This is a genomic window from Streptomyces sp. NPDC088124, from assembly GCF_040685895.1.
Classification (GTDB): domain Bacteria; phylum Actinomycetota; class Actinomycetes; order Streptomycetales; family Streptomycetaceae; genus Streptomyces.
Genome location: NZ_JBFBJB010000017.1, coordinates 11,485 through 28,351 on the forward strand (window position 1 = coordinate 11,485; position 16,867 = coordinate 28,351).

Sequence of the window (16,867 nt, forward strand, 5' to 3'; positions counted from 1 at the left end):
GGCCCTGGTACGTAATGCGAGACTGACGCGGTGAGTACCGACAGCCCCGGCCGCACCGGCCCCGTCAGCGCCGCCCGGCGCCGTGACGTCATCGACGCCCTCCGGCGGGGCGCCGTCCCCGAGAGCGGTCTCGACCTCCTCGCGACCGGACTCGACCGGTTCGAGGCGGCGCTCGACGCGGAACTCGACGCCGTCTCCTCGGGCGCCTCGGTCTTCAAGGCCGTACGCGGTGAATACGGCTCCGGCAAGACGTTCTTCACCCGGTGGCTGGGCGAACGCGCCAAGCGGCGCAACTTCGCCGTCGCCGAGATCCAGATCTCCGAGACCGAGACGCCGCTGCACAAACTGGAGACCGTCTACCGCCGTCTCACCGAGCGGCTGACCACCCCCGGCTTTCCGCCGAGCGCGCTGCGCCCCGTTGCCGACGCCTGGTTCTACGCCCTGGAGGAGGACGCCCTTGCCGAGGGCGCCTCCGAGGAAGAGCTGCCGGGTGAGGTCGAGCGGCTGATGACCGCCAGACTCACAGAGGTGTCCCGGCACGCGCCGTCGTTCGCCACCGCGCTGCGCGGGTACCGTACGGCACTCACCGCGGGCGACGAGCCCGCCGCGGCCGCTGTCATGGCCTGGCTGGGCGGACAGCCCCATGTCGCCGCCGCGGCACGCAGAGCTGCCGGAGTACGGGGCGACCTCGATCACTTCGGTGCCCTCGGTTTCGTACAGGGGCTGCTCACCGTACTGCGTGACTCCGGTCATGCGGGACTCCTCGTCGTACTGGACGAGGTGGAGACGCTGCAGCGCGTGCGCTCCGACGCGCGGGACAAGGCGCTGAACGCGCTGCGTCAGCTCATCGACGAGGTCCACTCCGGGCGCTTTCCCGGGCTCTATCTGCTGATCACGGGGACACCGGCGTTCTACGAGGGCCCGCAGGGCGTGCAGCGGCTGGCTCCGCTGGCCCAGCGCCTGGCCACCGACTTCACCACCGATCCGCGCTTCGACAACCCGCGTGCCGTGCAACTGCGGTTGCCCGGTTTCACCCTGGACTCGTTGACAGGTCTTGGGCTCACCATCCGCGACCTGTACGCGGCGGGAGCCCAGGATCCGGCGCGGGTCAGGAAGGTCGCGGACGACGCCTATGTCGCCGAGCTGGCCAAGGCCGTCGGCGGAGCACTCGGTGGCAGGGTCGGTGTGGCTCCCCGGCTGTTCCTCAAGAAGCTCGTCAGCGATGTCCTCGACCGTATCGACCAGTTCGACGACTTCGAGCCGCGTCAGCATTACGCCCTGACCGTGAACACGACGGAGCTGAACGAGGTCGAACGGAACGCGGCCACGGCCCACAGCGCGGACGACGTCGAACTGGAGCTTCCGTGAGCGAGGCTCCCGGGTCATCAGCTGACACGGACCCACTGGACAGGCTGCACCCGGGGCTGGTCCACCACATCGTCAACACCCTCGGCTGGACAGGGCTTCGGCCACTCCAGGAAGAGGCCATCACCTCTCTGACAGACGGCTCAGACGCCGTACTGCTGGCTCCGACCGCCGGAGGCAAGACCGAGGCAGCCGCCTTCCCGCTGCTGTCCCGCATGGCACGGGAAAGCTGGACCGGCACCTCCGTGCTCTACGTCTGCCCGCTCAAGGCGCTGCTGAACAACCTGCTGCCCCGGCTGGAGACGTACACCTCCTGGCTGGGACGCACCGCCGCGCTCTGGCACGGAGATGTCCCAGGGACCCGGCGGGGACGCATCCTGCGTGAGCGGCCGGACATACTGCTGACCACCCCGGAATCCCTCGAAGCGATGCTGGTCAGCGTGAACGTCGATCACCGGGCCTTCTTCTCCGGGCTACGCACCGTCGTCGTCGACGAGGTGCACGCCTTCGCCGGGGACGACCGGGGCTGGCATCTGCTGGCCGTACTGGAGCGGCTGGAGCGCGTGGCCGGCCGGCCGGTCCAGCGGGTCGGGCTCTCCGCGACGGTGGGGAATCCGGCGGAGCTGCTGACCTGGCTGCAGGGGGCGGGGGCGGGCACGCGACCGGCGCGGGTCGTCGCCCCGCACCTGAGGGAGGAGGCACCGGCCGCGCCGCCGCCAGGGGATGTCCAGCTGGACTACGTGGGATCACTGGCCAACGCGGCGACGGTGATCGCGGCCCTGCACCGGGGCGAGAAGCGGCTGGTGTTCTGTGAGTCACGGCGAGAGGTCGAGCAGCTCGGCGAAGCGCTGAGGGCGAAAGGCGTGACGACCTTCCTGTCCCATGCGTCGCTCTCCGTGGACGAGCGGCGCCGCGCGGAGGAGGCATTCGCGGAGGCCCGGGACTGCGTGATCGTCTCGACCAGCACACTCGAACTCGGCATCGACGTCGGGGACCTGGACCGGGTTGTCCAGATCGGCGCGCCGGGCAGTGTGGCCTCGTTCCTGCAACGCCTCGGCCGTACGGGGCGACGCCCGGGAGCGCTGCGGAACTGTCTCTTCCTCGCGGTCGACGAGTCCGGTCTGCTGTCGGCGGCGGCCCTTCTCCTGCTCTGGTCCCGAGGCTGGGTGGAGCCGGTCGTCGCGCCCCCGGAGCCCCGGCACATCGTCGCTCAGCAGATCCTGGCGCTCTGTCTCCAGGAGCACCGGGTCGGCGACCGGCTCTGGCAGGACTGGTGGGGTGGCCTCGGCCCGTTCGGCCCCGCCGCCGAGCCGATCGTGCGGCACCTCGTCGACGAGGGGTATCTGAACCGGGACGGCGGGATGATGTTCATCGGTCCCGAGGCCGAACGCCGCTTCGGCCACCGGCACTTCATGGATCTCACCGCGGTCTTCACCGCGGCGCCGGAGTTCACCGTGCTCTCGGGCCGCACCGAGATTGGTACGACGGATCCGGCGCTGCTCACGGAAGAGGTGCCCGGACCACGGCGGTTGCTGCTCGCGGGGCGCAGCTGGCAGGTGACCTACATCGACTGGTCGCGGCGGCGCTGTTTCGTCGAGCCGGTGGACGGAGGGGGCAAGGCCCGATGGGGTGGTGTCGGGCTGTCCCGTACGGCGTCCCGCGCGCTCACCCGCGCCGCACGGGAGGTGCTGCTCGGAGAGACACCGCCCGTCACACTCACCCGGCGCGCCGAGAGCGCCCTCGGCCAGGTGCGTGAGAAGGCCGCCGAGCTGGTTCACGCCGATGCAACACTCCTGCTGCGGGGTGGTCGCGACACGAATGTGCGCTGGTGGACCTGGGCCGGATACAAGGCCAATGCCACCCTGGTAGCCACGCTCAGTTCCATCGCGGACCCCCTGCAGCGCCCAACGGACACGTATATCCGGCTCCGCGAAGATCTCACCCTCCGGGAATGGAAGCAGGCGAAAGAGCAGGCCGCGGAGCACCTGTGCCTTCCTCAGGTGGATCCCCGCGCACTCCACGGGCTGAAGTTCAGCAGGGCTCTTCCCGCGCGCCTGGCCGAGGCGACGCTCGCCGCCCGAGTGGCGGACCTAGAAGGGGCCGCGGCAGCGATTCGTGAGCATGTGAGGTTCACGCGGCACGGGATGTGACGACCATGGCCGACCCGCCGGGATCGGCGTGCTGGACCGTTCTGCGGTCGATCACCGTAATGGCCTCTTGACCCAGTATTCCTTGGGCTCGTGGCCAGGCCAGAACCTCGTAGTCCCGCGTACCGGATCCGCCGGCCGCCGTCGAAGCACGGATGCTTCGTCATCGAGGCCGGGGCGCACCGCCCATTCGCCGAGGCCGGGTTGCGGAGCGCACAGGCGGTGTTCGTGGCGGGCCGCCTCGTCGGTCACTGCAGGAACTGGCGATTCTCCGTTCGATCGATTGGGCCGCTGCCTTGTTGATCGCGCGATACATCCCGAAGTCGCCCCAGTTGACGATCGATAGCCGGGCATTCGGGGAAAAGCCCGGGAGTTCGATCGGCGGGGAGGAGGAGGGGAGGAAAGGCGGGAGGGAGGGGGATGGGAGTGGGTTTGCACGGGCGCGGTGCGGGTTCTGTGCGGGGATGCGTGTGGGAATTGCGGGGGCTGGGGTGGGTGGGGTGCGGGGGTGTGGGAAGCGGAAGTCGGGGGTGGTGCGGAAGTTTTTTCCGTGGCCGGGGCGGGTGATGGCGGTGGGTGGGGTATAGCTGCATTTCGGTGGATGCATCGGCTGATCTCGGGGTCGTTGGATGTGTCTTTCGTAGTGGTTTGTGCGATGTGGATGGTGGGGCCTCGGGCGGGCAGCGGAGGGGCTGAACTCGTTTGCGGGGAAGTTGTGTTGAACGCCCCTCGGGTCCTCTCCGTATTCAGGGCCAGAGCGTTTCCGTCTGCTGCCGGCGAGCGGACTCCGTCCCCCACAGGAGGTCTTGAGTTGAGCCACAAACGCATACCCAAGCGGAAGATCGTATTCGCCGGGGGTGGCGCTGTAGCCGTTGCGGCGGCCGCGATTCTGCTGCCGAACGCCAATGCCTCACAGGGCGGCGAGCCGGAGCCGACGCCGAAGAAGGTGAACGCGGCTGCCGCCGGGGATCTTGCCTCGCAGATCGCCGCCCAGTTGGGCGACGCGTTCGGTGGGTCGTACTACGACTCCGAGAAGCAGCAGATCATCGTCAATGTCGTCGGCGACAACAACAAGGTCGAGCTCCAGGTCAAGCAGGCCGGTGCCGTCGTCAGAAACGTCAAGAACAGCACGGCCCAGCTGAAGGCCGCCTCGCAGACGCTGAAGGCGGAGGCGACCATCCCGGGTACGTCCTGGTCCGTCGACCCCAGGACGAACCAGATCCAGGTCCTCGCCGACCGCACCGTGACCGACGCCGGCTGGAACCAGATCGAGTCGACGGTCAAGTCGCTCGGCTCGGACGTGGCCCGGATCAAGCGGACCGCCGGGGAGTTCAAGCCGCTGGCCGCGGGCGGGGACGCCATCTTCGGTGGCGGCGCGCGCTGCTCCCTCGGCTTCAACGTCGTCACGGCGGACGGCGCCCCCGGCTTCCTCACGGCCGGACACTGCGGCGTCGCGGCGGCGGAGTGGGCGGACGCCCAGGACGGCCAGCCGATCGCCACCATCGCGGACGCGACCTTCGCGGGCGGCGGCGACTTCGCCCTCGCCGCGTACGACGACCCCGCGACCGAGGTCGCCAGCACGGTCGACACGGGTGACGGCCAGATCGTGGAGATCGCCGCCGCCGCGGAGGCGGCCGTGGGCCAGGAAGTCATCCGGATGGGCAGCACCACCGGGCTGGCCGACGGTTCGGTCACCGGTCTCGACGCCACCGTCAACTACGGCAACGGTGACATCGTCAACGGCCTCATCCAGACCGATGTGTGTGCCGAGCCGGGCGACAGCGGCGGGCCGCTGTTCACCGCGGACGGCGGCGCCATCGGCCTGACCTCCGGCGGCAGCGGTGACTGCACCGTCGGCGGTGAGACCTTCTTCCAGCCGGTGACCACCGCGCTGGCCGCGGTCGGCGCCCAGATCGGCGCCGGTGACGCGGGCGGCGGCGACGGCGCGGCCGACGCGGGCGCCGGTGACGACGCCGGTGCGGCCGACGGCGGCGCGGGCGCCGGTGACGACGCCGGTGCCGCCAACGCGGGCGCGGGCGACGAGGGTGTCGACGGCGGCGCGGGTGACGGTGCCGACGCGGGCGCCGCCAACGCGGGCGCCGGTGACGAGGGTGCCGTGGCGGGCGCCGGTGACGCGGCGAACGCCGGTGCCGGCGACCAGGGCGCGGCCGACGCGGGCGCCGGTGACGCCGGGAACGGTGCCGGTGACGGGGCCGCCGACGCGGGCGCCGGTGACGCCGGGAACGGTGCCGGTGACGGGGCCGCCGACGCGGGCGCCGGTGACATCGGTGACGGTGCCGGTGATGTCGGCAACGGCAACCAGGACAACGGCAACGGCAACAACCGCAACGGGCACTGACCCGGCGCGCCCCCTCGGAAGGACCCTCCGGTCAGGCACCTCGCCGACCGGCGGGTCCTTCCGCCGTTCCGCCCCGTCTCACCGCCGTCCCGCCCCGTCTCACACAGTGGACACCCGGGTGAAGCGGCCCACGACGTCCAGGTCCGCCTCCACCCGTGCCGCCGTCGCGCGCAGTTCGGGCAGCACCTCCGTGAGGCACGCCCCGACATCGCGCCGGCTCGTGTGCATGGCCACGTTCAGCGCCGCCACGACCACGCCCGTACGGTCCACGACCGGCACCGCGATCGAGCGCAGCCCCTCCTCCAGTTCCTCGTCCACCAGGGCGTACCCCGCGCGGCGTACCCCGTCCAGGAGGGCGGCCAGTTCGGCGGGGCGCGTGACCGTGTGCCGGGTCAGCGGCCGCGGCTCGGCGCGCGCGAGGCGGGCCGTCAGCTCGTCGTACGGGAGATCCGCCAGCAGCCCGGCCAGCAGGACCCGGCCCATGGAGGTCGCGTACGCCGGGAAGCGGGTGCCCGTGGTGATGTTGACGTTCATGATGCGCCGCGTCGCCACCCGCGCCGTGTACTGGACGTCATCGCCCACCAGCACCGCCAGGGACGCCGAGTCGTCCACGCGCGCCGAGAGCTCGGCGAGATGAGGCGCGGCGATCCGGGGGAGCGTCGTACGGGACAGGGCGGGGAAGCCGAGCGACAGCACCCGCGAGGTGAGCCGGAAGGTCCGGTCGGGAGCGGCGGTGACATGACCCAGGTGCTCCAGGGTGATCAGGGCGCGCCGGGCGGTGGCCCTGGCCAGCCCGGTGGCCTCGGCGACGGCGCTGAGGGTCAGCGCGTCCCGGCCCTCGCCGAACGCCGTCGGTACGGTCAGCCCGCGGGCCAGTGACTCGATGAACTCCCGGCCCAGCTCCTGCTTGGACGCGCCGGTCCAGCTCGCCAGCCCGGGGCCTTCCGGGCGGCCGGTGCGACCGGCGCGACCGGGGAGGGGTTCCTCCGGCGGGCGGGCCAGCTCCCGTGCCATCTCCGCCACCGCCGCGCGCAGCCGGGGCAGCAGCGCCTCCCGGAGCGACGCCGCGCTGTGCCGGCTGGTGTGGCTGACCACGCTCGCGACGCAGACCGGCCGCGCGTCCGCCGGGGCGTGGAGCGCGCGTACCGGTACGGAGAGGGCGATCAGCCCCGGTTCGATGAGCTGGTCGTCCAGCGCCCAGCCGTCCTTCCGGGCCCGCGCCGCCAGTTCCTCGAAGCGCCGGGCGTGGCCCGTCCGGCGCCCGGCCCCGGACCTCGACTCCGGCTCCGGGAGCAGCGGCGGTACGGCCGGGAAGCCCCGGTCCTCGGGATCCCCGGCCCGGCGCGCCCGCCACCGTTCCCACTCCTCCTCCGACCAGTCCGCCGCGAACAGCGGTCCCGGCGCGGTGCGTTCGGCGGGCAGCAGGTCGCCGATGCGGAAGGTCAGCGACATGGCGCGCCGCCGGGTGCTTTGGTGGACGAAGCGGATGCCGTCGCCGTCGGGGACCGCCAGCGACACCGACTCGTCCAGCTCGTCCGCGAGCCGTTCCGCGAGCGGGCCGAGCCGCTCCGGCAACCGGGTGGCGGACAGATAGGCGTTGCCCAGCTCCATGAGGCGTGGGGCGAGCACGACCTCGTGGCCGGTCAGCCGTACGTACCCCATGCGGGCCAGTGTGGCGAGGATCCGGTCGAGTGTGGCGCGGGCGAGACCGGTGGTGCGGGCCAGGGCGCCGATGGCCGCCCGGCCGTCGGCGTCGCTGAGCGCGCGCAGCACGGAGATGCCGCGCATCAGCGGTTTCACCGCCTCGGCGGGTGCCTCGGCGGGAGGCGCGGGGACGGGTGTGGACGGCATCGGCTCTCCGGTCTCAGGTCGCCCGGACTTCGGCGGAACGGGGCGTTGACATGTGTCCCCGGTGAACGCAGACTCATGGCCCGGGTGTACGTGAAAGATATTTCACCAGGCGAACTCCATCAACAGGCGATGACTGAGCGGAGGAGCTGATGCACACCACGGTCGGCATCGTCGGAGGCGGCCCCGCCGGTCTCCTGCTGGCACGGCTGCTGCACAACACGGGCATCGGCACTGTGGTCCTGGAGAGCCGCGACCGCGCCCATGTCGAGCGGCGCCAGCGCGCCGGCATCCTGGAGCAGTCCACCGTCGACGCGCTGCGCGCCGCCGGGGCCGGGGCCCGGCTGGACCGCGAGGGGCTGGTCCACGACGGTGTGGAGCTGCGCTTCGGCGGGCGGGCGCACCGTATCGACTTCCCGGCCCTCACCGGCGGGCGCACGGTGACGGTGTACGCGCAGACCGAGGTGGTCAAGGACCTGATCGCCCTCCAGCTCGCCGAGGGCGGGCCGCTGCTGTTCGGCGCCGAGGTCCTCGCGGTGACCGGCGCCGACACCGGCGCGCCGGCCGTCCGCTATCGGCACGAGGGCCGCGAGCAGACCCTGACCTGCGACTACGTGGTCGGCTGCGACGGCTTCCACGGGGTGACGCGCGAGGCCGTACCGGAGGGGGTGCGGACGACGTACGAGCGGACGTACCCGTACTCCTGGCTGGGCATCCTGGCCGACGCGCCGCCCGTCCACGACGAGTTGGTCTACGCGCACTCGGCGCGCGGGTTCGCCCTCGCCAGCATGCGCTCCCCGTCCGTCAGCCGTCTCTACCTCCAGGTGGCGAACGGCACCGACCCCGCCGACTGGCCCGACGCGCGGATATGGGACGAGCTGGACGCCCGCCTCGCCCTCGCCCCGGAGCCGGGCCGACGGCTGGCGCGCGGCCCCGTCACCGCCAAGTCCGTACTGCCGATGCGTAGTTCCGTTACGGAGCCCATGCGGTACGGCCGGGTGCTGCTGGCCGGGGACGCTGCGCACATCGTCCCGCCGACCGGGGCCAAAGGGCTCAACCTGGCGGCGGCCGATGTCATCGTCCTCGCGCGCGCCCTGGCCGAGCTGTACGGGAACGGCTCATCCGCGGCGCTCGACGTGTACTCCGACACCTGTCTGCGGCGGGTGTGGCGGGCCGAACACTTCTCGTACTTCATGACGACCACCCTGCACACCGACCCGGCGCAGTCCGCCTTCGAGACCCGCCTGCAGCTGTCGCAGCTCGACCGCATCGCGTCCTCTCCGCACGCCGCGGCGGAACTGGCGGAGAACTACGCGGGGTTGCCGTTCGATTAGGGCCTGTCCGGACAGGCCCTGAATCCGTACGTACCCCTGCCCACCCCCATGAGGCAGGGGTACGTACGGCCACGGAGACCGCTCCCCCCTGAGAACGGTCGAATCGTCAGAACCCTGACCGGAGAAACGCTATCGCCGGACACACTCGACGTGTGACGGTCAATCGACCGACAATCGGCACGGACAATGTGACAGGTGAGACGCTGAGTGGTGCATGAGGCGAATGAGGTAAACCCCGGTCCCTTAGGGGGACTTCCGGTGACGGGCCGGAACCGGAAGCGCCCACCGGACGCGCGCGCGCCCGGGGCGGCCGAGCAAGTTCCCGGGGTGGCCGGGCGTGTGCCCGGGCCGGCCGAGCGCGAGTTCGTCGCCTTCGCGTTCCGGTACGCCCACCGGATCCGCGTCGTCGTGGTCTGCTCCGGTGCCGTGCTCGCCGTGCCGGCCATGCCCGTCGACGGTATGCCCGCCGCCGCGGTCATCTCCGCCGGTGTCATCGTCTGGAGCGTGCTCCACTACCGGCTGGCGCTGGCCGGCCGCCACCCGCGCCGGATCCTCGTCGCCGACCTCGGGGCGCTCGGCGCGGTCTGTCTCACGCAGGCGCTGACCATCCCGGATTCCCAGACCCGGTACGGCAGTACGTGGGTGCTGGTCGTCGTCAGCATCGTCGCCGTCGGCTACCAGCTCACGCACCCGGCGCTGCTCGCGCTGACGGCGGCCACCCTGCTCGCCGCCGTCGACCTGGCCGGCGCGGTGATCGACCGCACCGACGGCTGGACGTACGCACTGCCCAACGTGGCCTGGCTCTTCGTCCAGGCCCTGCTCTGCCAGGGGATGTTCCGGCTGGTCCTGCGCGGCAGCCGGGCCGCCGACGCGGCGGGCGCGCGGGCCGCCGAGGCGCGGCGGCGGCACGATGTCGCCCAGGCGCAGCGGTCGGCCGAGCGGGAGCACCTCGCCACGCTGCACGACACGGCGTGCGCCACCCTGCTGATGGTCTCGGCCCACGGCCGGTCGCTCAGCCCGGACGTGGTCCGCACCCAGGCGGGCAAGGACCTGCGCAGGCTGGCGGCCGCGCGGGAACCTGTGGCGGTCGGGGTGCCCGGCGCGTCCGCGTCGTCCGGGGCGTCTACGGGGTCCACGGGGTCCACGGGGTCCGGGGCCACCTCGGAGGCGCCCGAGGCGGGTCCGGTCGACCTGACGCGGGAACTGGTCGCGGAACTCGACGGCCATCTCCTCTCCGTCCACGTCCACGTCCACGCCGCGTTCGACCGTACGCCCGGCTCCCTGGGCGCCGTCCCGCCGCCCGTCGCCGTCGCGCTGCGCGGCGCGCTGGGGGAGGCCCTGCGCAATGTGGAGCGGCACGCGGGCGTCCGCGCCGCGACGGTGACGGCGACCCGGGCCACCGGCACCGGCACCGGCACCGGCGCCGTCGCGCTCGTGGTCCGCGACGAGGGTGGAGGGTTCGACCCGGCGCGCGTGCCGGCCCACCGCCGGGGGCTGGCCCGCTCGATCGTCGAGCGGATGGAGTCGGCGGGCGGCCGGGCCGTGATCGTCTCCCGCCCCGGCGAGGGCACGACCGTACGGCTGGAGTGGCCCCGTGCCTGACCAGACGGAGGCGGATATCCCGGGCGCTGTGGATGCGGCCGACGTCCCGGGCGACGTCCCGGCCGACGTCCGGGCGGACATCCCGGCCGCCGATCCGCTGACCGACCGGATCGCCCGGGACATGCGCGCCGGGCTGCGCGTGGCCGGGCTGTTCATCCTCACCGCCGTGCACCTCGGGCTGGCGCTGCCCGCCCTCCTCGCCAGTCTGCGCGATTACGACCAGCCCTGGGTCCAGCTCTCCGCGTTCACCCTGCTGACCCTCCTCATCATGGCGGACGCGCTGCTCGGCGCCGACGGGCGCGGCCGGCCGCGCCCGTGGGTGGTGCTCGGCCTGACCTGCGCCCTCGTGGCGTCGGCCGTCTCCACCAGCCGGCTGCCCGTGGCGGACTTCCTGGGGACCCCGCACTGGACGTTCCTGGAGATCGGCTGGTTCGGGGTGCTGCTGCTCTTCGACGCCGGGCTGCGGCCGACGCTCGTCTTCATCGGCGGCCATCTCGTCCTCACGCTGGCGCAGTTGCTGCTCGCGGGGGTGCCGACCCGGCAGGCCGCCTCCGGGATGGCCGTCAGCGCCCTGGCCATCTGCACCTTCCAGGTCGCCGCCGCGATGCTCGCCCGCTCGCTCGGTGACTGCGCCGCCGCCGCGAGCGCCACGGCGCGCGAGCAGGAGCGGGTCCGTACGGAGGCCGCCGTCGCCGCGCAGGTCCACGCCGACCAGCGGGCCCGCTACGCCGAACTGGACCGTTCCGTCATGCCGTTGCTGACCGGGCTCGCCGATGGCTCGCTCGACCCGGGGGACGAGGGCGCCCGGCGCCGCTCCGCCGTCGAGGCCGCCCGGCTCAGACGGCTCTTCGCGGAACGCGACCACGCGCACGATCCGCTGCTCCACGAACTGCGCGCCGGTATGGACGTCGCCGAACGCCACGGCGTCGACGTACAGCTCGCGGTACGCGGGGCCTGCGCCCCGGTCGACCGGCGGCTGCGCCGCGCGCTCACCGAGCCGGTGCTGGCCGCGCTCGCGACCGCCGAGCGCGACGCCCGCGCCACGGTCGTGCGCGGCGGCGGCCTGGTGCGGGTGAGCGTCGTGACCGACTGCCCGGCGACGGCGCCGACGGAGATCCCCGAACCGACCGAGCCGGGGGTACGGGTGCGCACGGTGCGAAGCGAGGGGCGGCTGCTGGTGGAGGCGTCGTGCACCCTCGACGGCCCGGCCGATGCCCCGGCCGACGCCCCCGAGGACGCGCTCACCGCGTCGTCATCCGCGTCGGGATCTGTGCCTGTGCCCGTGCCTGTGTCCGCGCCCGCCGACCGGGGTCACAGCTCGTCCAGTGACGTCAGCCCGTCCTGAATGGCCCGCGCGACCAGGTTCGCCTTGGTCGTCGCGGGCCGCCCCGCGTTGGCGTACTTGATGCGCACCCGCTCCAGATACGTGTTCACCGTACGGACCGAGAGCCCCAGGCTCGCCCCGACCATCGCCTTGGACTCCGACTGGAACCACTCCAGCAGCACCTCCACCTCGCGCGGCGTCAGCGCGGGCCGCCCCTTCCGGGCGTCGCTGCCGAACGCCCCGGCCAGCGCGGGCGGTGTGTACGGGCGGCAGTCGGCCGCCGCCAGCGTCGCCGCCATGAGGTGCCGTTCGCCCTCGGCCTTGGTGAGGTACGTGAACGCCCCCAGGTCCAGGCAGGTCAGCGCGGTCTCCTGGCTGTCCTGCATCGTGTAGACGATCACCTGCCGTTCGCCCGCGACGAGTTGGCGCAGTTCGGAGTAGGCGGGCAGCCCCGCCGGCCTGCCCGGGCCGAGCTGGAGGTCGAGCACCACCACATCCGCGTCCCGTCCCGGCCCCGCCGTCGCCACCGACAGGTCGGGCCCCTTGGCGGTCACCGCGATGGGCCGCTCCGACGCCGCGTACCAGGACTCGATGCCCGCGAGGACCACGGGATGGTCGTCGATCAGAGCGACACTCACGGGCGAGGTTTCCGGCATGCCTCATTGTCCGCCGCCCCCGTTCGCCCCGATCGCCGGCGGGCGGAAAGCGCCGGAAAGTGCTGGTGTGGGGCGGAAAACCGCCTGTGATAGCTTGCCGAGGCCAGTCGAACCCATGTACGTGGGTCAGGGAATCCGGTGGGAATCCGGAGCTGACGCGCAGCGGTGAGGGCGACGGGCGGGGCATCGGCCACTGGACGGCAGTCCGGGAAGGCGCCTCCGTCCGGGTGACCCCGAGTCCGAAGACCTGCTGGCGGCCTCCGTCCGCGTCCCGTGGCGGGGGAGCACCGTACGACCGGGCTCCGCGCATGAGCCCTCGACGCAGAGGAACGACTCCGTGCCGATCGCACGCCTCGCCCGCCGTGCCACTCCTTTCCTCGCCGCCGGCGCCCTGCTGCTCACCGGCTGCGGTACCGGCTCGGACTCCGGAGCTGATTCCGCTTCCCGGGCCGGGGCCGCATCCGGTTCCGGTTCCGACCGGGCCGTCGGCTATCCCCGTACCGTCACCAACTGCGGTCATGAGGTACGGATCGACGCGCCGCCCGAGCGGGCCGTCTCGCTCAACCAGGGCACCACGGAGATCATGCTCTCCCTCGGCCTCGGCGACCGCATGGCCGGCACCGCCACCTGGACCGACCCGCTGCCGAAGAGCCTGGAGAAGGAGAACGCCGGGGTCGAGCGGCTGGCCGACAACAGCCCCTCCTTCGAGAAGGTCCTGGACGCCGAGCCCGACTTCGTCGCCGCCTCCTTCGAGTCCACCCTGGGCAAGGGCGGCGTGGCCACGCGCGCGCAGTTCGAGAAGGTGGGCGTACCGGCGTACGTCTCGCCGTCCGACTGCGCCAAGGACAACTCCGGCGACACCGACGGATCCCGCGCGACGCCGCTGGCGATGGAGGACGTCTACGGCGAGATCCGCGACCTGGCCACGGTGTTCGGCGTCGAGGAGCGCGGTGACCGGCTCGTCGCGGGGCTGCGGGACCGGATGGCGAGGGCGGTCGCCGGGGTCGACACGGAGAAGGCGAAGGGCACCACTGTCCTGTACTGGTTCGCCAACTCCGAGGCCCCCTACATGGGCGGCTGCTGCGGCGCGCCCGGCATCATCACGCGGGCCGTCGGCGCGGAGAACGTCTTCGACGACACCCACGACGAGTGGCCCCAGATCAACTGGGAGACGGTCGCCGACCGCGACCCCGCCTTCCTCGTCATCGGCGACCTCACGCGCGATGCGCAGACGGCCGAGTCGGCGGCGAAGAAGATCGAGTTCCTGGAGGCCAACCCGGTCACCAGGGCCATGGACGCGGTGAAGCACCAGCGGTACGTACGCCTCAGCGGCCAGGCGATGAACCCGAGCATCCGCACCGTGGAGGGCGTCGAGCGGGTGGCGGCGGCGCTGCGCGCGTACGCACCCGCCAAGTGAGCACCGCGGAGCGGGCGTCGCGGACGCCCGCCGCGGGGAGCCCGGCGCCGCCGGACCCCGGCGGCTCCCGCGAGGTCCGGAGCGCCGCGGCCTGGGTCAGCCCGGTGGGGTGGGCCTGTGGCCTCGCCGCGCTCGCCCTCTCCGTCGCCGTGGCGATCACCATCGGGCCCGCCGACCTCCGCGTCGGAGACGTCTGGTCGGTCGTCGGCGCCCACCTGGGCCGGGGCGAACCGCGTCTCAACCCGATCCGCGACGGCATCGTCTGGAACCTGCGGCTGCCGCGCACCCTGCTGGCGGCCGTCTGCGGCGCGGGGCTCGCGGTGTGCGGCGCGATCATGCAGTCCCTGCTCCGGAATCCGCTCGCCGACCCCTTCGTCCTCGGCGTCTCCTCGGGGGCGTCCACCGGCGCGGTCCTGGTGGTCGTGCTCGGGGTCGGGGGAGGGGCGCTGTCGGTCTCGGGCGGGGCGTTCCTCGGCGCGCTCTGCTCGTTCGGGATGGTGCTGCTGCTCAGCCACACGCTCGGCGGGACGACGGACCGGGTGGTGCTCTCCGGGGTGGCCGCGATGCAGCTCTTCTCCGCCCTCACCTCCTTCGTCGTCCTGACCGCCGCCGACGCGGAGACCACCCGCGGGGTGCTGTTCTGGCTGCTCGGCTCGCTGAGCGGCGCGGGCTGGACCGATGTCCAGGTCTGCGGCGCCGTCCTGCTGGTGGCGCTGGCGGTGTGCGGCGGGTACGCGCGCACGCTCGACGCGTTCGCCTTCGGGCAGGACGCCGCGGGGCACCTCGGTGTCTCCGTGGCCCGTACGCGCCTCGTCCTGCTCACCGTCACCGCGCTGCTGACGGCCGCGCTGGTCTCCTCGGCGGGCGCGATCGGCTTCGTCGGACTCGTCCTGCCGCACGCCGCCCGCGCACTGGTCGGCCCGGGGCACGGCCGGCTGCTCCCGGTCACCGCGCTGGCCGGGGCGGTCTTCCTGGTGTGGGTCGACACCCTGGCCCGTACGGTGCTCGACCCGCAGGAGGTGCCGGTGGGCGTGGTGACCTCGCTCATCGGGGTGCCGGCGTTCGTCCTGGTCCTGTACCGAGGCAGGAGGGCCCGATGAAGCGCCCGATCCCCGACCCCGCCGCCGCCCCCGACCCCGCCGCCGCCCCCGCTCCCGCCCCCGACCCCGCCGCCGTCTCCGCGCCCGCCGGGGCGTCGCCGGTCCCCACCGGGCTGAGCGCCGACCGGGTCTCCCGCGCCGCCGGGGGCCGCCTCATCCTCGACGGGGTCTCCCTCGCGCCCGCGCCGGGCTCCACCGTGGGGCTGCTCGGCCCCAACGGCTCGGGCAAGTCCACCCTGCTGCGGCTGGTCTCCGGAGTCCTCGCCCCCACCTCGGGCGTCGTCACCCTGGACGGCAGGACCCTCGCCGAGGCGGGCCGCAGGGCGGTCGCGCGCCGGGTCGCGGTGGTCGAGCAGCAGACCGACACCCAGGTCGAGCTGAGCGTCCGCGAGGTCGTACGCCTCGGCCGCGTCCCGCACCGCCGCGCCTGGTCGCCGCCGTCGGCCGCGGACGAGGACGCCGTACGGACGGCCCTGGAGCGCACCGGTCTGACGGACCGTGCCGGCCAGTCCTGGCACACCCTCTCCGGCGGCGAGCGCCAGCGCGTCCAGATCGCCCGCGCCCTCGCCCAGGACCCCCGGGAACTCCTGCTGGACGAGCCGACCAACCACCTCGACATCCAGCACCAGCTCGATCTGCTGAACCTGGTCGTCACGCTCCCGGTCACCACCGTCATCGCCCTGCACGACCTGAACCTCGCCGCGATGTACTGCGACGAGGTCGTGGTCCTGCGCGCGGGCCGGGCGGTGGCCGCCGGGCCCCCGGGCGACGTGATCACCGAGGAGCTGATCGCGGGCGTCTACGGGGTACGGGCGTCGGTCACCCGGGACGACGGCGGGGCGGGCCGCCCTCATGTGCGGTTCCTCGGCACGGTGCCACGGGCCGGTGGCGCATGACATCCGGTGACGCGTGCTGGTGAGAGAGATCCCGGTGACCGTCCGCCGAGACTTACTGCATATCATTCGCAAGTGCCCAGCTATCGCATTCGAACAGCCACCCCCGAGGACGCCGACGCCGCCCGCGTGGTGATGCTCGACACCGTGTACCACGACTTCCGCTCGGGGTACGTGCCGCGCTGGCACGGCGACATCATCGACATAGAGGCCGCCTATCTCGTCCCCCCGCGCCACACCCTGCTGGTCGCCGTGGAGGAAGGGGGCGGGGAAGGGGGAGGGCCTGCGGGGGAGGAGGGGGGCGGTGGAACCGTCGTCGCCACCGCCGCCCTCGACTCCCGGGGGCCGGCCCACCCGCCCAACCCTCGCTGGCTCGCGGAGCGTTACCCCTCCGGGGAGACCGCGCAGCTGCGCCGGGTGTACGTGCGCCCCGGCCACCGGCGCCAAGGGCTCGCCCGTGCGCTCGTGCGCGAGCTGCTGGACTTCGCCGCGGCGGACGGCGGCTACCGCTCCGTCTATCTGCACACCGACCCCTCGGTCACCGGCGCCGAGCCGTTCTGGCGGTCGCTCGGGAAGGTGGTGTGCGACGAGCGTGATGCCGCGGAGGTTGCGGCGGGCGATCCGGCGGGCACGGTTCATTTCGAGATCCCCGTCCCTCTCGGGATCCCGGCACCTCGATGAAAACGATTGTCATGTAATCTTTCGTTCGCCCGTGCCCGAGGACACGCACCACGCTGTCCGGACGGCTGTCCGCCGGGCTGATCCCCGGCGGGGGTCGGCCGGGCCGATTCCCCGGCCGGCCCCCGGCTGCCCATCGCGTAG

The 16,867-nt window shown here is 73.0% G+C and carries 12 protein-coding genes and 1 riboswitch; of the genes, 10 read left to right on the plus strand and 2 right to left on the minus strand.

Annotation, left to right across the window (positions count from 1 at the left end; all coding sequences use genetic code 11):
• The first annotated feature begins 30 nt into the window (after nucleotides 1-30).
• The 3 genes from brxD (at nucleotide 31) to AB0P17_RS15985 (ending at nucleotide 5,871) form a co-directional block, all read left to right on the plus strand.
• Complete coding sequence (brxD, locus tag AB0P17_RS15975) at nucleotides 31-1,368, plus strand: BREX system ATP-binding protein BrxD (RefSeq protein WP_365811331.1); 1,338 nt, start codon at nucleotides 31-33, stop codon at nucleotides 1,366-1,368.
• A complete protein-coding gene (locus tag AB0P17_RS15980) occupies nucleotides 1,365-3,515 on the plus strand; it encodes a DEAD/DEAH box helicase (protein WP_365811332.1) in 2,151 nt (716 codons plus the stop codon). The genes brxD and AB0P17_RS15980 overlap by 4 nt, the downstream gene beginning before the upstream one ends.
• An 808-nt stretch (nucleotides 3,516-4,323) precedes the next feature.
• A complete protein-coding gene (locus tag AB0P17_RS15985) occupies nucleotides 4,324-5,871 on the plus strand; it encodes a S1 family peptidase (protein ID WP_365811334.1) in 1,548 nt (515 codons plus the stop codon).
• Nucleotides 5,872-5,970: 99 nt separating this feature from the next.
• Here the strand turns inward: AB0P17_RS15985 and AB0P17_RS15990 are convergent, their stop codons facing one another.
• Nucleotides 5,971-7,722 carry an IclR family transcriptional regulator C-terminal domain-containing protein gene (locus AB0P17_RS15990; protein ID WP_365811336.1) on the minus strand — a complete coding sequence of 584 codons (1,752 nt, stop codon included), beginning with the start codon at nucleotides 7,720-7,722 and terminating at the stop codon, nucleotides 5,971-5,973.
• Nucleotides 7,723-7,871: 149 nt separating this feature from the next.
• Here AB0P17_RS15990 and AB0P17_RS15995 point away from each other — a divergent pair, with 149 nt between their 5' ends.
• From AB0P17_RS15995 to AB0P17_RS16005, 3 genes are all read left to right on the plus strand, one after another.
• A complete protein-coding gene (locus AB0P17_RS15995; protein WP_365811338.1) occupies nucleotides 7,872-9,053 on the plus strand; it encodes a 4-hydroxybenzoate 3-monooxygenase in 1,182 nt (393 codons plus the stop codon).
• Nucleotides 9,054-9,380: 327 nt separating this feature from the next.
• Nucleotides 9,381-10,655, plus strand: a complete 1,275-nt coding sequence (locus AB0P17_RS16000) for an ATP-binding protein (protein WP_365811339.1) — start codon at nucleotides 9,381-9,383, stop codon at nucleotides 10,653-10,655.
• Nucleotides 10,648-12,000 carry a hypothetical protein gene (locus AB0P17_RS16005; RefSeq protein ID WP_365811341.1) on the plus strand — a complete coding sequence of 451 codons (1,353 nt, stop codon included), beginning with the start codon at nucleotides 10,648-10,650 and terminating at the stop codon, nucleotides 11,998-12,000. Before AB0P17_RS16000 ends, AB0P17_RS16005 begins: the two co-directional genes overlap by 8 nt.
• Here the strand turns inward: AB0P17_RS16005 and AB0P17_RS16010 are convergent.
• The gene (locus tag AB0P17_RS16010) at nucleotides 11,967-12,635 is read right to left on the minus strand and encodes a response regulator transcription factor (RefSeq protein WP_365811343.1); all 669 of its coding nucleotides are present in this window, start codon (nucleotides 12,633-12,635) and stop codon (nucleotides 11,967-11,969) included. The two genes, AB0P17_RS16005 and AB0P17_RS16010, sit on opposite strands and share 34 nt — an antisense overlap.
• 87 nt (nucleotides 12,636-12,722) lie before the next feature.
• Nucleotides 12,723-12,905, plus strand: a riboswitch (cobalamin riboswitch).
• A gap of 67 nt (nucleotides 12,906-12,972) precedes the next feature.
• Here AB0P17_RS16010 and AB0P17_RS16015 point away from each other — a divergent pair.
• From AB0P17_RS16015 to AB0P17_RS16030, 4 genes are all read left to right on the plus strand, one after another.
• A complete protein-coding gene (locus tag AB0P17_RS16015; RefSeq protein WP_365811345.1) occupies nucleotides 12,973-14,052 on the plus strand; it encodes an ABC transporter substrate-binding protein in 1,080 nt (359 codons plus the stop codon).
• Between the two features lie 104 nt (nucleotides 14,053-14,156).
• The gene (locus AB0P17_RS16020; protein WP_365811532.1) at nucleotides 14,157-15,152 is read left to right on the plus strand and encodes an iron chelate uptake ABC transporter family permease subunit; all 996 of its coding nucleotides are present in this window, start codon (nucleotides 14,157-14,159) and stop codon (nucleotides 15,150-15,152) included.
• Nucleotides 15,149-16,048 carry an ABC transporter ATP-binding protein gene (locus AB0P17_RS16025; RefSeq protein WP_365811347.1) on the plus strand — a complete coding sequence of 300 codons (900 nt, stop codon included), beginning with the start codon at nucleotides 15,149-15,151 and terminating at the stop codon, nucleotides 16,046-16,048. The genes AB0P17_RS16020 and AB0P17_RS16025 overlap by 4 nt, the downstream gene beginning before the upstream one ends.
• A gap of 72 nt (nucleotides 16,049-16,120) precedes the next feature.
• A complete protein-coding gene (locus AB0P17_RS16030) occupies nucleotides 16,121-16,726 on the plus strand; it encodes a GNAT family N-acetyltransferase (protein ID WP_365811349.1) in 606 nt (201 codons plus the stop codon).
• Nucleotides 16,727-16,867 lie beyond the last annotated feature (141 nt).

Excerpts from the sequence above, each read along its gene's own strand:
- AB0P17_RS15990 (WP_365811336.1), bottom strand. The coding sequence starts at position 7,722 with ATGCCGTCCACACCCGTCCCCGCGCCTCCCGCCGAGGCACCCGCCGAG.
- AB0P17_RS16010 (WP_365811343.1), bottom strand. The coding sequence starts at position 12,635 with ATGCCGGAAACCTCGCCCGTGAGTGTCGCTCTGATCGACGACCATCCC.
- AB0P17_RS15995 (WP_365811338.1), top strand. The coding sequence starts at position 7,872 with ATGCACACCACGGTCGGCATCGTCGGAGGCGGCCCCGCCGGTCTCCTG.
- AB0P17_RS16025 (WP_365811347.1), top strand. The coding sequence starts at position 15,149 with ATGAAGCGCCCGATCCCCGACCCCGCCGCCGCCCCCGACCCCGCCGCC.